Source organism: Pseudomonas sp. Leaf129, from assembly GCF_001423465.1.
Classification (GTDB): domain Bacteria; phylum Pseudomonadota; class Gammaproteobacteria; order Pseudomonadales; family Pseudomonadaceae; genus Aquipseudomonas; species Aquipseudomonas coleopterorum.
The window spans coordinates 658,077-670,450 of sequence record NZ_LMOC01000006.1 but is presented as its reverse complement, the minus strand read 5'-3'; the positions used below and the strand labels follow the sequence as shown (position 1 = coordinate 670,450).

Annotated in this window: 16 protein-coding genes; 7 read left to right on the top strand and 9 right to left on the bottom strand. The window is 63.7% G+C overall.

Annotated features, from left to right (window positions below; all coding sequences use genetic code 11):
• Positions 1-34: 34 nt before the first annotated feature.
• Positions 35-643 (top strand): hypothetical protein, encoded by a 609-nt coding sequence (locus tag ASF66_RS11135; RefSeq protein ID WP_236707092.1) that lies wholly within the window; start codon positions 35-37, stop codon positions 641-643.
• A 43-nt stretch (positions 644-686) separates the two neighbouring features.
• On the opposite strand, the gene ASF66_RS11130 is transcribed toward ASF66_RS11135, so the two are convergent.
• Entirely contained in the window at positions 687-911 is a 225-nt protein-coding gene (locus ASF66_RS11130) for a DUF465 domain-containing protein (protein WP_049862317.1), read from the bottom strand.
• A gap of 205 nt (positions 912-1,116) precedes the next feature.
• Here ASF66_RS11130 and rnd point away from each other — a divergent pair, with 205 nt between their 5' ends.
• The 3 genes from rnd (at position 1,117) to ASF66_RS11115 (ending at position 3,541) form a co-directional block, all read left to right on the top strand.
• On the top strand, positions 1,117-2,250 hold the full coding sequence (gene rnd / locus ASF66_RS11125; RefSeq protein ID WP_056843873.1) for a ribonuclease D: 1,134 nt from the start codon (positions 1,117-1,119) through the stop codon (positions 2,248-2,250).
• Positions 2,247-2,540 carry a YcgL domain-containing protein gene (locus tag ASF66_RS11120; protein WP_049862315.1) on the top strand — a complete coding sequence of 98 codons (294 nt, stop codon included), beginning with the start codon at positions 2,247-2,249 and terminating at the stop codon, positions 2,538-2,540. The genes rnd and ASF66_RS11120 overlap by 4 nt, the downstream gene beginning before the upstream one ends.
• A gap of 65 nt (positions 2,541-2,605) precedes the next feature.
• On the top strand, positions 2,606-3,541 hold the full coding sequence (locus ASF66_RS11115) for a D-2-hydroxyacid dehydrogenase (protein WP_056843872.1): 936 nt from the start codon (positions 2,606-2,608) through the stop codon (positions 3,539-3,541).
• A gap of 54 nt (positions 3,542-3,595) precedes the next feature.
• On the opposite strand, the gene ASF66_RS11110 is transcribed toward ASF66_RS11115, so the two are convergent.
• Positions 3,596-4,189: a nitroreductase family protein gene (locus ASF66_RS11110; protein ID WP_043185056.1), complete on the bottom strand. Its 594-nt coding sequence runs from the start codon at positions 4,187-4,189 to the stop codon at positions 3,596-3,598.
• 188 nt (positions 4,190-4,377) lie between these two features.
• On the opposite strand from ASF66_RS11110, the gene ASF66_RS11105 reads away from it, so the two are divergent.
• Positions 4,378-4,827, top strand: a complete 450-nt coding sequence (locus tag ASF66_RS11105; protein WP_056843871.1) for a YcgN family cysteine cluster protein — start codon at positions 4,378-4,380, stop codon at positions 4,825-4,827.
• 88 nt (positions 4,828-4,915) lie between these two features.
• Here the strand turns inward: ASF66_RS11105 and ASF66_RS11100 are convergent, their stop codons facing one another.
• The 3 genes from ASF66_RS11100 to ASF66_RS11090 form a co-directional block, all read right to left on the bottom strand.
• On the bottom strand, positions 4,916-5,281 hold the full coding sequence (locus tag ASF66_RS11100; protein WP_049862311.1) for a YgaP family membrane protein: 366 nt from the start codon (positions 5,279-5,281) through the stop codon (positions 4,916-4,918).
• A 65-nt stretch (positions 5,282-5,346) separates the two neighbouring features.
• A complete protein-coding gene (locus ASF66_RS11095) occupies positions 5,347-5,817 on the bottom strand; it encodes an RNA methyltransferase (protein WP_056843870.1) in 471 nt (156 codons plus the stop codon).
• Between the two features lie 8 nt (positions 5,818-5,825).
• Positions 5,826-6,191, bottom strand: coding sequence for a YajD family HNH nuclease (locus tag ASF66_RS11090; protein WP_056843869.1), 366 nt, complete (start codon positions 6,189-6,191; stop codon positions 5,826-5,828).
• Positions 6,192-6,348: 157 nt separating this feature from the next.
• Between ASF66_RS11090 and tcdA the strand changes: the two genes are divergently transcribed.
• Positions 6,349-7,161: a tRNA cyclic N6-threonylcarbamoyladenosine(37) synthase TcdA gene (gene tcdA / locus ASF66_RS11085; protein WP_056843868.1), complete on the top strand. Its 813-nt coding sequence runs from the start codon at positions 6,349-6,351 to the stop codon at positions 7,159-7,161.
• Between the two features lie 29 nt (positions 7,162-7,190).
• On the opposite strand, the gene ASF66_RS11080 is transcribed toward tcdA, so the two are convergent.
• The 4 genes from ASF66_RS11080 to ASF66_RS11065 are packed head-to-tail and all read right to left on the bottom strand — an operon-like array spanning position 7,191 to position 10,267.
• Positions 7,191-7,592, bottom strand: coding sequence for a SufE family protein (locus ASF66_RS11080; RefSeq protein WP_056843867.1), 402 nt, complete (start codon positions 7,590-7,592; stop codon positions 7,191-7,193).
• A complete protein-coding gene (locus ASF66_RS11075; protein WP_056843866.1) occupies positions 7,589-8,794 on the bottom strand; it encodes an aminotransferase class V-fold PLP-dependent enzyme in 1,206 nt (401 codons plus the stop codon). The genes ASF66_RS11080 and ASF66_RS11075 overlap by 4 nt, the downstream gene beginning before the upstream one ends.
• Before the next feature lie 55 nt (positions 8,795-8,849).
• The gene (dapD, locus tag ASF66_RS11070; RefSeq protein ID WP_056843865.1) at positions 8,850-9,884 is read right to left on the bottom strand and encodes a 2,3,4,5-tetrahydropyridine-2,6-dicarboxylate N-succinyltransferase; all 1,035 of its coding nucleotides are present in this window, start codon (positions 9,882-9,884) and stop codon (positions 8,850-8,852) included.
• 35 nt (positions 9,885-9,919) lie between these two features.
• Positions 9,920-10,267 (bottom strand): ArsC family reductase, encoded by a 348-nt coding sequence (locus ASF66_RS11065; RefSeq protein ID WP_056843864.1) that lies wholly within the window; start codon positions 10,265-10,267, stop codon positions 9,920-9,922.
• Between the two features lie 201 nt (positions 10,268-10,468).
• Here ASF66_RS11065 and ASF66_RS11060 point away from each other — a divergent pair, with 201 nt between their 5' ends.
• Positions 10,469-12,115: a Na+/H+ antiporter gene (locus ASF66_RS11060; RefSeq protein WP_056843863.1), complete on the top strand. Its 1,647-nt coding sequence runs from the start codon at positions 10,469-10,471 to the stop codon at positions 12,113-12,115.
• Positions 12,116-12,374 lie beyond the last annotated feature (259 nt).

Genomic DNA, 12,374 nt, shown 5'->3' with positions numbered 1-12,374 from the left:
CGGCGCAGTTGGTTCGATTGTGAAGGAGTGATGCATGTTGTTGGAGTACGGTGCTATCACCGTGATGTTCCCCATTGCGCTGGTGATTGCCGGTTGGTTGTGGTTCAGCTGCGCCCGCGCCGCATGTGCCGTGTGGTTGCTGACGGTGCTGTGCGCCTACGCCCTGGTCGGCGCCAGCAAGATTCTGTTCAAGGGCTGGGGCATCGGCCTGCCGTCGTTGAACATTGCCGTGTTCAGTGGCCATGCGATGAATGCGTGTTTGATGATGCCGGTGCTGGCGAGTGTGCTCGCGCGGCAGATCCACCGACGGATGCGATGGCCAGCGGCGCTGGCGGGTCTTGGCTTTGGGGTCTGGTTCGCGGCAACGCTGGTGGGCAATGTGATCCACCCGATGGCGGAGGCCATCATGGGTGCGGTGATCGGCGGGAGTGCCGCGTTCGCGTTTCTTCTGGTGTTGGAACGTTGGAACCTGCGGCGTCTCGGGCTGGCTGCGCTGGTGCCTGGGTTGATGCTGATCGTGCTCGCTGCCAGTGCGCCAAAATTTACCGCCGAGCATTGGCTCGATCAGGTGGCCACATCCTTGTCCGGGGCGACCAAACCGTTTCGCCATGCGGACCTGAAGCGCGAATCCTCGGCGCTGTGAGGACTGTGGAAGCGGCGCGCCTGCGCCGCCTCCCATGCTCGCACTAGCCCAGCTGCTGGACGATCTTGTCCTTGATCAGCAGACGTTTTTCCTTGAGCTTCTTGACCTCGTCGTCCGGCGCGGCGCGGTCTTCGGCCTTGACCACGTCGGCGTCGCTGACGTGGTATTCGGTGAGTAGCTGGCTGAGTCGATCATCGCTCTTGGCGCGGGTTTCGACCTCTTCCTTGCTCAGTTTCAGGTCAGCGAACAGGTTGTGTTTTACCGGCATCTCAACACCTCTGGTCAGTGTGGATAGAATGGCGGGCCATCGAAAACGACCCCATGCCTAGGTTCGACCCACAACGAGGGGCGGATCGTTCAATGCATGTGCCCGCAACAGGTACTCTCAGGATTGGCGACCGCAGGCACGGATGGATGTCCCCGTGGAAGCAGGGCCGATATATACTGCGCGCCATTATTCGTGGGAGAGGCTTGTGGCCATCGATATTCACTGGATTCGCGACGATGCCAGCCTGGCTGAGCATTGCGCCCACTGGCAGCGCCTGCCGTACGTCGCCCTCGACACCGAATTCATGCGGGTCGACACCTTCTACCCGATCGCCGGACTGCTGCAGATCGGCGACGGCGCCAGCGCTTTTCTGATCGACCCCTTGTCGATCACCCAATGGCAACCGCTGACTCAACTGCTGGAAAACCCTGCGGTGATCAAGGTGCTGCACGCCTGCAGCGAAGACCTGGAAGTTTTGTTGCGCCTGACCGGCAGCCTGCCGGCCCCGCTGTTCGACACCCAATTGGCGGCGGCCTACCTCAACCTTGGTTTCTCCATGGGTTACTCGCGCCTGGTTCAGGAAGTGCTGGGCATCGAGCTGCCCAAGGGCGAGACCCGTTCGGATTGGCTGCAGCGACCGTTGTCCGATACCCAGGTCAGCTATGCCGCCGAAGATGCCGTGCACCTGGCCGAAGTATTCGAGAAGCTGCGTCCGCAGTTGTCCGAGAACAAGTACGCCTGGGTCCTTGAAGACGGCGCGGAACTGGTTGCCCAGCTGCGCCGCGAAGTGAACCCCGACGAGCTGTACCGTGACGCCAAGCTGGCGTGGAAGTTGTCGCGCGCACAGTTGGCGGTGCTGCGCGAGTTATGCGCCTGGCGCGAGCGCGAGGCCCGTGCGCGCAACCTGCCACGCAACCGCATCGTGCGTGAGCAGTCGCTGTGGCCATTGGCCAAGCTGCAACCGGACAACCTGCAGACCCTGGCCAAGATCGAAGACATGCATCCGCGTACCGTCCGCCAGGATGGCGAGCAGATTCTGGAGTTGATCAAGACCGGTGCCAGCGTTCCGCCTGAGCAGTGGCCGGCGGCGCTGCCCGAGCCTTTGCCCATCGAAAGCTCGGCCGTGCTCAAGCAACTGCGCGCCATCGGCCAACGCGAAGCGGAGCGCCTGAACATGGCACCCGAGCTGATGCTGCGCAAGAAAACCCTTGAGGCCTTGCTCAAGACCGGCTACCCCGATGGCCCTTATCAATTGCCCGATTCGCTGCGTGGATGGCGACGCGAGCGCATGGGGCAGGCCCTGCTCGACAGCCTGGCCAACGCTGGAGACCCGTCATGAAACGCATCTGCTCGATCTATCGCAGCCCGCGCAAGAACGAAATGTACCTCTATGTGCTCAAGAGCGACGCGTTGGAGCGCGTGCCCGAAGGCCTGCTGGGGGTGTTCGGCAAGCCGGTGCACGCCTTCGACCTGGTATTGAGCCCCGAGCGCGCCCTGGCGCGTGAAGATATCAATCTGGTGCTGGAACACCTGGACACCCAGGGCTACCACCTGCAGATGCCGCCCGCCGAAGACGAGTACATCGAGCATCTTCCCGAAGAACTGCTGCGCCGCAACGACCCCATCTGATCATCCCTATCTGCTGCCGCCCTGCTGAAACAGGGTCGGCCAGCTGTCTTGACCAAGGTTTCGCAATGACCCGCGTTCTGATCGCCGAACACGATTACGCCGTTTACGCCAGGTTGCTCGGCGCAGCTGCTCCTCATTTGAATGTACAGACCAGCGGCGATCCGGCCGAACTGGCGAGGTTGGCGGCAGACTGCCCGGTGTGGCTCGGCCAGCCGGACCTGTTCGTCAACCTGTTGCGCACCGGCGCGACCCCGCAATGGGCGCAGTCGACCTGGGCGGGGATTACGCCGCTATTGAAGGAAGGCTTGCCGCGCGGCTATCGCCTGACCCGTGCGGTGGGTATTTTCGGTCAGGTCATGGCCGAGTACATGCTGACGTACATGCTCGGCCATGAACGCGAGGTGCTGGCGCGACTGGTCAGCCAGGTCGAGCGCAAATGGGATCCGCGTCCCGGCTCGAGCCTGGCCGGGCGTAGCGTGCTGATCGTCGGTGTCGGCGAGATTGGCCAGGCGGTGGCGAGTTTCCTGCAACCCTTCGGTGTCGCCCTCAATGGGGTCGCGAGCAGTGCAAGAACGCTGGCGCCTTTCGCCGAAGTGGCGCCGCTCGCCGAGCTCGGGCGACTGGTGGCGCAGGCCGACTATGTCATCAATCTGCTGCCCGACACCCCGCAGACCCACGATCTGTTCGATGCGGCGATGTTCAAGCGTTTCAAGCCCGAAGCACTGTTCATCAACGCCGGACGCGGCGTGGCGGTGGTGGACGCGGATCTGGTGGAAGCGCTCAAGGAAGGGCACCTGGCCGGTGCGGTCATCGACGTCTGTCGGCAGGAGCCGTTGCCGGTCAAGCATCCCTTCTGGACCGCGTGGGGCTTGCTGCTCACCGGCCACAGCGCAGCACCGACCTCGCCGTCGGCCATGGTTGAGCTGTTCGTCGAGAACCTGCAGGCGTGGCAGGACGGCAAGCCGCAACGCGGCGAAGTGGATTTCGCTCGCGGCTATTGAGTTGCGAAGATGGGGAAGCAGGGTCGGCGGCGGATGGCGCGCCGACCCTTCGGATCACAGCGTGAAGTCGCCTTCGGCCACCAGTTGGCTCAGAGGCAGACGCGGGCTCGGCAGCTCGCGGCCTTGCAGGTATTCGGCCAGGGTGGCCTTGTCGCCCAGCTTGCCGATGGCCACGGCGGCGTGCAGCGCGTATTCGGCGGGGACTTTCAGCTCTTCACGGGTCTTGTCCTGGTCGAAACCGGCCATGCCGTGGGTGTGCCAGCCGCTGATGCTGGCTTGCAGCGCCAGGTGAGCCCAAGCCGAACCGGTGTCGAAGGTGTGCCACAGCGCGGGCGATTCCTCGGTCGCGCCGGGTGCGGTGAAGGTGGTCTTCGAGGCGATGATCACGATCGCCGACGAATGCTGCGCCCAGGAGCGGTTGAATTCATTGAGCAGGCCCAGGTAACGCTCCCAGTTCGGCGTGCCACGGCGCGCGTAGAGAAAGCGCCAAGGTTGCGAGTTGTAGGCCGAAGCGGCCCAGCGAGCGGCTTCGAAGAAGCTGAGCAGGGTGTCCTGTTCGATCTCGACCGGCTCGAACGCACGGGGCGACCAGCGATTGATGAATTGCTCGTGGATGGCGTAGTCGGCGATGCGGGGATTGGCGCTCATGGCATTCCTGAATGAGAGAGTGATGGATGACAGGGGCAAAACCTACTGCGAATCGATCGCGCCTGACAAGTGAAGCTTGACCGATAGTCGCCAAGGCTTGGCCCGCGCGCCGCAGCGCACTAGACTGGCGGCCCTTTCAGGTACCGCCCATGCCTGAACCGTCAATTTCGTACAGGACACTCGGTAACATGGCCGCCATCGTCGAACCCTTCTGGATGCGCAAGACGCTCGACCAACTCGATCAGGTCGAGTGGGAGTCGCTGTGCGACGGGTGCGGCCTGTGCTGTCTGCAGAAGCTCGAGGACGAAGACGACGAGAGCGTCTACTACACCCGCGTGGCGTGCAAGATGCTGGACCTCAAGACCTGCCAGTGCAGCGATTACCCAAGGCGCAAGCTCGAAGTGCCTGACTGTATCCAGCTGACGCCGGGCCAGGCCGACCAGTTCAAGTGGCTGCCGCCTACCTGCGGCTACCGCCTGGTCAGCCAGGGGCAGGACTTGCCGCTGTGGCATCATCTGGTCTGTGGTGATCGCGAACAGGTGCACAAACAGCGTATTTCGCAGTCTGGAAAAATGGTCAGCGAGAAAGATGTCGATGAAGACGACTGGGAAGACTATCTGATTTTTCGGGCGGGCTGATCGAGCGCAGGGCTCGTTTGGCGAGGGTCGATTCACGCGGGTGAAACGCATCCCCGCAGCGTGCAGGGATGCGCCTGATACCGGACGCTTAGACCTTGGGGGTCACAGCCGGATCTTCACCGGTCACGGTCGCCGTGTCGGTGGCCGAATCGGCATTCTTCTTCAGATTCAGCAGGTCTTCGCCAGCGCGCTCGATCTTGCTGCGGATCTCTTCCAGATCGCTACGACCTTTTTCGGCCAGCGACTTGGCTGCGCAGTGACCGCTCCAACCGCGTGCCAGGGCGGCGCCGCCGATGGCCACCTGGATCAGGCCGAAGATCCCGCCGCGGCGCAGACCCTTGCCGATCGTGACGACGCCTACCAGCAGCGAGCCGGCACGTTCCCAACCCTTGACGTTATGGTAGTCGGGCTGAGTAACGGATTTGATGACGTCCACGGTTTTGCTGTCGCTCATGGTGAATCTCCTGATAGGGCAGTGATAACAAGCTGACTGCCAAATCGTCACGCTGTTCCATCGGCTTATTTGAATTTGGGCCCGGAACGCGTGTTGTTGCCCTTGGCCAGTCGATCGTAGAGCACGACGTTGACCGTGGCCGCCAGGTTCATGCAGCCGCTGGTGGGAATGTAGATGGTGTCTTCGCACCAGTCGCGCACGCTCTGGTCGAGGCTGCCGTCTTCGGGGCCGAAAATGTAGATGGCACGGTCCGGGTGGGTGTACTCGGGCAGCGGGCGTGCGCCGTCGACCAGTTCCACGGCCACGGGCGTGCAGCCCAGGGGGATGATCTTCTGCAGGTCGTCGATGCCGATGAGCGGGATGTCGTAGTGAACCCGCTTGGTGTCGGTGACGAAATCCCGCGCACGCTCGTAGCGCTTGCCGGTGTAGAACACCGAATTGACCCCGTAGCAACCGGCGGCGCGCATCACCGAGCCGACGTTTTCCGGGGATTTGGGGTTGAACAACCCGATGCAGCTGTACCGTTTGTTGGCCACGTGCTCGCTCAGTCTTTTTTCATCAATCCGGCCAGGGCCGCGAAGGGGTTGTGGGTCGCCTTGGCGATGGTCGGGCTGCTGGTCGAGCCTTCGGCGTAGTACTGCTGGTCGGTGTAGCGCGAGTGCTCGTTGTCGTGGCAGTACAGGCACAGCAGTTCCCAGTTGGAGCCGTCCTGGGGGTTGTTGTCGTGGTTATGGTCGCGGTGGTGCACGGTCAGCTCGCTCAGGCGCTTGCCGGCGAACTCGCGGGCGCAACGGCCGCATACATGGGGGTACATGCGCAGGGCCTTGTCGCGGTAGCCGCTTTCGCGCTCGCGCTGGGTATCGGCCAGAATGCGATCGAGCTTGGCGGTGTGGGGTGTGGACGAACTCATGGGGTTCACCTCGGATAATGACGGTCGTGCACTATATTAACGGTTTCCCTCGTCCGTAGGAGCGGTGCTTGGCCGCGAAAAGGGCGGCGCATCCCATGACCGCTCCTGCATCAGGCTGTGATGTATACTGCGCGCCGGTTTTTTGAGGTGCCGCCCCATGAGTACAGAAGATCCCCGTTTCGCCGGTATTGCCCGCCTGTATGGTCTGGAGGGCATGCAGCGCCTGCGTGATGCGCACGTGGCCATCGTGGGTGTGGGCGGCGTCGGCTCCTGGGCGGCGGAAGCGATTGCCCGCACCGGGGTGGGCGAGATCTCGCTGTTCGACCTGGACGACGTCTGCGTCAGCAACGCCAACCGTCAGTTGCATGCGCTCGACAGCACCGTGGGCAAGCCCAAGGTCGAGGTGATGGCCGAGCGGCTGCGCGGCATCAACCCCGGTTGTACCGTGCACGCGGTGGCTGATTTCGTCACCCGCGACACCATGGCTGAATACATCACGCCGAACATCGATTGCGTGATCGACTGCATCGACAGCGTGAATGCCAAGGCCGCGCTGATCGCCTGGTGCAAGCGGCGCAAGATCCAGATCATCACCACGGGCGGCGCCGGCGGGCAGATCGATCCGACCCTGATTCAAGTGTGCGACCTGAACCGGACGTTCAACGATCCGCTGGCGTCCAAGGTGCGCTCGACACTGCGTCGCGACTATGGCTTTTCGCGCACGGTCACCCGTCACTACAGCGTACCCTGCGTGTTCTCCACCGAGCAGCTGCGCTATCCCAAGGCCGATGGCAGCATTTGTCTGCAGAAGAGTTTCGTCGGTGACGGGGTGAAACTGGACTGCGCGGGGGGCTTTGGCGCCGTGATGATGGTGACGGCGACTTTCGGCATGGTGGCGGCGACCAAGGCGGTCGACAAGATCGTCGCCGGAGTGCGGCGGCCGGCGGACCGGGTCAAGGCGGGAGTCTGAGGGAAGGGCTGCTCACCCGACCAACAGGTTCACGCCAGTTCGCTCATCCGCTTCAATACCGCGTTCAGCCCATTGCTGCGCGAAGGTGACAGCTGGCGGCCCAGGCCCAGTTGCTCGAACCAGGCGTTAAGATTCAACTCACGCAACGCTTGGGAATCGAGCCCCTGAACCCGCACCAGCAGCAGCGCCAGCAAGCCGCGGATCATTCGGGCATCGCTGGCCGCCTTGAAGTGCCAGTGCTCGCCCTGCCGCTCCGCCACCAGCCACACCACGCTCTCACAGCCGTGCACGCGATTGGCCTCCACTTTCTGCTCGTCGCTCAGCGGTTCCAGGCGTTCGCCCCACTGCATCAGCAACCGCGCGCGTTGCTCCCACCCGGCGGCCTGGGTGAACACCTCCAGTGCTTCTTGCGCCTGTGGACTCATCGTCATACGAGTATCTCCAGCGACTTGTCCAACGCGTCGAAAAACCGCTGCAAATCCCCTGAGTCGTTGTACAGGCCAAGGGAAACACGAATGGCGCCCGACAAACCCAGGTGCTTCATCAGCGGCATGGCGCAGTGATGTCCAGCCCGCACGGCGATGCCCTGATCGGTCAACAGGTGCGCCAGGTCGGCGTTGTGCACGCCCTCCACGACAAAGCTGGCCAACGCCACCTGCGGTGCGCCGAGCAGTTGAACGCCACTGCGCGCGCGCAACCCTGCCAGCAGTTGTGCATGCAGGGCTGCCTCGTGTTCGGCGACCGCCTGCGCATCCAGGCCGCTCAGGTAATCCAGAGTCGCGCCCAGGCCGATGACGCTGGCGATAGGCGGTGTGCCTGCCTCATGGCCCAAGGGCGCGGGATGAAAGCTGGCGCTCTGGTAGTCGGCCTGGTGCACCATCTCGCCGCCGAACTGCCAGTGCGCGAGCTTCTGCAACGCCTCGCGGCGTCCATACAACACGCCGACGCCGTCCGGGCCGTACAGTTTGTGGCTGGAAAACACATAGAAGTCGCACTGCATGTGTTCCACATCATGGCGTCCGTGCACCACGCCCTGGGCGCCATCCACCACCGTGATCGCACCCTGAGCCCGAGCCAGGGTCAGCAGCTCCGGTAGCGGTTGCCACGCACCGAACACATTGGACAACTGACTCACTGCCAATACCCGAGTACGTGGGCCGATGATCTGTGCGGCCGCTTGCAGATCAACCACGCCGCTGGCTTCCAGTGGCAGAACCCGCAACGACAGGCCACGACGCTTGGCCAGTTGCTGCCAGGGCAGCAGGTTGGCGTGGTGCTCGGCGGCGCTGATCACCAGTTCATCGCCTGGCTGAAACTGCTCGGCCAGGCCATACGCCAGCAGGTTCAGGGCACTGGTTGCACCGTGGGTGAAAACGATCTGCTCCGCACTGCTTGCATTGAGCCACTGCGCGACCTTCTCGCGGCTGGCTTCGAACGCACGCGTGGCCAAGGAGCCAGGCAGATGCTGCGCGCGATGCACATTGGCCGCACCCTGCGCGTAGTACTGGCCGATGGCGTCGATCAGGGCGTGTGGTTTCTGCGTGGTGGCAGCGCTGTCCAGGTAGGTCTGCTGCTGGTGTTGCAAGGCGGCGATGGCTGGGAAGTCAGAGCGCCAGGGGGAGGCGTGGAACATGGTCGAAGACCCCGGGCAAGAGGCCCGGCAGAGATGCCGGGCCCGATATCGCCACTTAGTTGTGAGCGTGCAGCGCTTCGTTGAGTTCGATGGCCGACTTGTGGCTCTTGCACTCCACGGCGCCGGTGACCGAATTGCGACGGAACAGCAGGTCGGGCTGGCCCGCCAGGTCGCGCGCCTTCAAGGTCTTGACCAGTTGGTTCTGCTCGTCGAGCAGGGCCACCTTGGTGCCCGCCGTGATGTACAGGCCGGCTTCGACGGTGTTGCGGTCGCCCAACGGGATGCCGATACCGGCATTGGCGCCGATCAGGCAGCCTTCACCGACCTTGATCACGATGTTGCCACCACCGGACAGGGTGCCCATGGTCGAGCAGCCGCCGCCCAGGTCCGAGCCCTTGCCGACGAACACACCGGCCGAAACCCGGCCTTCGATCATGCCCGGGCCCTGGGTGCCGGCGTTGAAGTTGACGAAGCCCTCGTGCATGACGGTGGTGCCTTCGCCGATGTAGGCGCCCAGTCGCACGCGCGCGCTGTCGGCGATGCGCACACCGGCCGGCACGACGTAGTCGGTCATCTTCGGGAACTTGTCCACCGAGAACACTTCCAGCAACTCGCCCTTTAGGCGCGCTTCCAGCTGACGCTCGCCCAGTTCGGCCAGATCGACCGCGCCCTGGCTGGTCCAGGCGACATTGGGCAGCAACGGGAAAATGCCGGCCAGGTTCAGACCGTGCGGCTGGGCCAGACGGTGCGACAGCAGGTGCAGCTTCAGGTACGCCTCGGGCGTGGAGGTCAGCGCGGCGTCTTCGGCCAGCAGGGTCGCGACCAGTGGCTTGTGGCTCTCGGCCAGGCGAGTGAGCAGGGCAGCCTGGGCCGGGTCGACGTGCTTGAGCGCCTCGGCCAGCTGCGAAGCCTGGGTGTTACTGAAGGTGATGGCCTGGTTGCCGCCGGTGTAGTTCAACAGGGGTGCAATGGCGTCGACCAGCGCGGCAGACGGGTTGGTCAAGGGCTGGGCGTAGAACACTTCCAGCCAGGTGCCTTGACGGTTTTGCGTGCCGACGCCGAAGGCCAGGCTGAACAGAGAATGGGACATGGAATTACCTCGTGCAGAATGAGTGCGGGCCCGTGTCAAGCAAGGGCCGCTGCGTAGATGTCGGGCTTGAAGCCGATCACGGTCTTGTCGCCAAGCTGCAACACCGGGCGCTTGATCATCGACGGCTGGGCGAGCATCAGCTCGATGGCACGGGCCTGGTCGATGTCAGCCTTCTGTTCGTCGGCAAGCTTGCGGAAGGTGGTACCGGCCTTGTTCAGCACGATCTGCCAGCCGTGCTCGTCGCACCAGCGGGCCAGGTGCTCGCGGTCGATGCCAGCGGTCTTGTAGTCATGGAAGGCGTATTGCACCTGGTGCTCGTCGAGCCAGGTGCGGGCCTTCTTCATCGTGTCGCAGGCTTTGATGCCGTAGAGAATATGCGTCATTGATCTAGGAGGGGCTACGAATGCGCCCCACTGCCTCCCGAAAACGAATCGGGGAATTATGCGGCATCGACTGTGACAGCGCCATGCTTGCGTGGACTGGGCTTGACGGGATTGCTGAACTGCGACATCCCGGTCGCGTCCAAACCTGTTGCAAACCGTTACCATGGCTGCTGCCTGTCGATTCAAAGGAAATCCTGCCCCATGCAAACCGCCTACACCGTGCTGATCCTGTTGATGCTGGTCGGCGTTTCGCGGTTGTTCGCCCGCGTCATTCCCTTGCCATTGCCACTGCTGCAGATCGCCGCCGGGGCCATCCTCGCCTGGCCGACCCTGGGCCTGCACGTTGCGCTGGAACCCGAGCTGTTCCTGTTTCTGTTCCTGCCGCCACTGCTGTTTTCCGATGGTTGGCGCATTCCCAAGCGCGATCTCTGGCATTACCGCGGCCCTGTGCTGATGCTGGCGGTGGGCTTGGTACTGTTCACGGTACTGGGGGCGGGATACTTCATTCACTGGCTGCTGCCCGACATTCCGCTGCCGGTGGCCTTCGCCCTGGCGGCGGTACTGTCGCCGACCGACGCCGTGGCGGTGTCGGCGATTGCCCAGGACCGCTTGCCGACCCCGCTGATGCGCATCCTTCAGGGCGAAGCGCTGATGAACGATGCCTCGGGCCTGGTGACCTTCAAGTTCGCCCTGGCGGCAGCGATCACCGGCGTGTTCTCGCTGGCCGATGCTAGTGTCACGTTCGTCCTGGTGGCGGTCGGCGGCCTGGCATTGGGCGTGCTGCTGAGCTGGGTGGTGGGGCGCCTGCGGGTCTGGATGATCGCGCGCGGCTGGGACGATCCGGCGACCCATGTGGTGTTCATGCTGTTGCTGCCGTTTGCCGCCTATGTGCTGGCCGAGCGCCTGGGTGCCTCGGGCATCCTCAGCGCGGTGGCTGCCGGCATGATGCAGAGCTGGCTGGACCTGCTGCCCCGGCAGACCCGCACGCGCATCCTCAACCGCAGCGTCTGGGCGCTTCTGGAATTTGCCTTCAACGGCTTGATCTTCCTCCTGCTCGGCTTGCAGTTGCCGGACATCGTCAAGGCAGTGCTGAGCCACGAGCCGACGTTGTGGCCTGCGTTGTCGTGGCGCTGTCTGGAGGTGCTGGCGATCTTCGGCGTCTTGCTGGTGCTGCGTTTCGTCTGGGTGCAAAGCACTTGGCGCGCGATGACGTGGATACGCCGCCTGCGCGGCAAGGCCACCATCACGCGGCTGCCCGATGCCCGCTCCTGCGCCCTGCTGACCCTGGGCGGTGTGCGCGGCGCGGTAACCCTGGCGGGCGTCATGTCGGTGCCGCTGTTGATGGCACCCGGTCAGGACTTCCCCCAGCGGGACCTGCTCATCTTTATCGCGGCCGGTGTCATCCTGTTGTCGCTGGTCGTGGCCTGCATCGCCTTGCCGCTGTTGCTGCGCGGCGTGGCCACCAGTGATGATCAGGGCGCTCACCAGGAAGTGCGGGATGCCTGGCGCCACACCGCCGAGTCGGCCATTCGCTCGCTCGAAGAGGAAGATCCGACGCAAAAAGCCACCGAGCAGGACGCCAGTCAGGCGGCCTTGGCGACCGAGCTCAAGGCGCGGATCATGTCCGAGTACCGCCAGCAGTTGGACGCATTCGAGGATTCTGCCGAGGCTCAGGCGCTGGCGCGGCAAATGGATCAGCTCGAACGCCACTTGCGGATCAAGGCACTGCGCGCGCAGCGCCTGGCACTCTATGAAATGCGCCGCGAACGCCGGATCGGCGACGATGCCGTGCGCGAGGTGCTGGCCGAGCTGGACATGAGCGAGGCCAACCTTGGCCACGGGCGCTGAGCCTTGGCCGCGGGCTTGAAAGCGCTCTGCGGCGGGCCGCCAATAGAGCTCCCGCAGAACGAGCGCCGCGCTGGATGATCAGCGCTGCGCGTCTGTGGAGGAAGCTAACCCAACGGCACCTGTGGGAATCTCGACGACAAACACGGTGCCCGCTTCAGCGCTCGAGGTGACGTCCACATGCCCCTGACAGGCGCATGAAGACGGATCCGTTGTCATGAAGCCCCTGATGGCACCCCGGTGTACGGATTAAACCATTAAT

Bases quoted from the DNA above. Each gene is read 5' to 3' on its own strand.
- ASF66_RS11110 (WP_043185056.1), bottom strand. From the start codon at position 4,189: ATGAGCGCCAATCCCCGCATCGCCGACTACGCCATCCACGAGCAATTC.
- ASF66_RS11065 (WP_056843864.1), bottom strand. From the start codon at position 10,267: ATGACGCATATTCTCTACGGCATCAAAGCCTGCGACACGATGAAGAAG.
- ASF66_RS11060 (WP_056843863.1), top strand. From the start codon at position 10,469: ATGCAAACCGCCTACACCGTGCTGATCCTGTTGATGCTGGTCGGCGTT.
- ASF66_RS11075 (WP_056843866.1), bottom strand. From the start codon at position 8,794: ATGTTCCACGCCTCCCCCTGGCGCTCTGACTTCCCAGCCATCGCCGCC.
- tcdA (WP_056843868.1), top strand. From the start codon at position 6,349: ATGAGTACAGAAGATCCCCGTTTCGCCGGTATTGCCCGCCTGTATGGT.
- ASF66_RS11130 (WP_049862317.1), bottom strand. From the start codon at position 911: ATGCCGGTAAAACACAACCTGTTCGCTGACCTGAAACTGAGCAAGGAA.
- ASF66_RS11080 (WP_056843867.1), bottom strand. From the start codon at position 7,592: ATGACGATGAGTCCACAGGCGCAAGAAGCACTGGAGGTGTTCACCCAG.
- ASF66_RS11105 (WP_056843871.1), top strand. From the start codon at position 4,378: ATGGCCGCCATCGTCGAACCCTTCTGGATGCGCAAGACGCTCGACCAA.
- ASF66_RS11100 (WP_049862311.1), bottom strand. From the start codon at position 5,281: ATGAGCGACAGCAAAACCGTGGACGTCATCAAATCCGTTACTCAGCCC.
- ASF66_RS11135 (WP_236707092.1), top strand. From the start codon at position 35: ATGTTGTTGGAGTACGGTGCTATCACCGTGATGTTCCCCATTGCGCTG.
- ASF66_RS11090 (WP_056843869.1), bottom strand. From the start codon at position 6,191: ATGAGTTCGTCCACACCCCACACCGCCAAGCTCGATCGCATTCTGGCC.
- ASF66_RS11120 (WP_049862315.1), top strand. From the start codon at position 2,247: ATGAAACGCATCTGCTCGATCTATCGCAGCCCGCGCAAGAACGAAATG.
- dapD (WP_056843865.1), bottom strand. From the start codon at position 9,884: ATGTCCCATTCTCTGTTCAGCCTGGCCTTCGGCGTCGGCACGCAAAAC.
- ASF66_RS11115 (WP_056843872.1), top strand. From the start codon at position 2,606: ATGACCCGCGTTCTGATCGCCGAACACGATTACGCCGTTTACGCCAGG.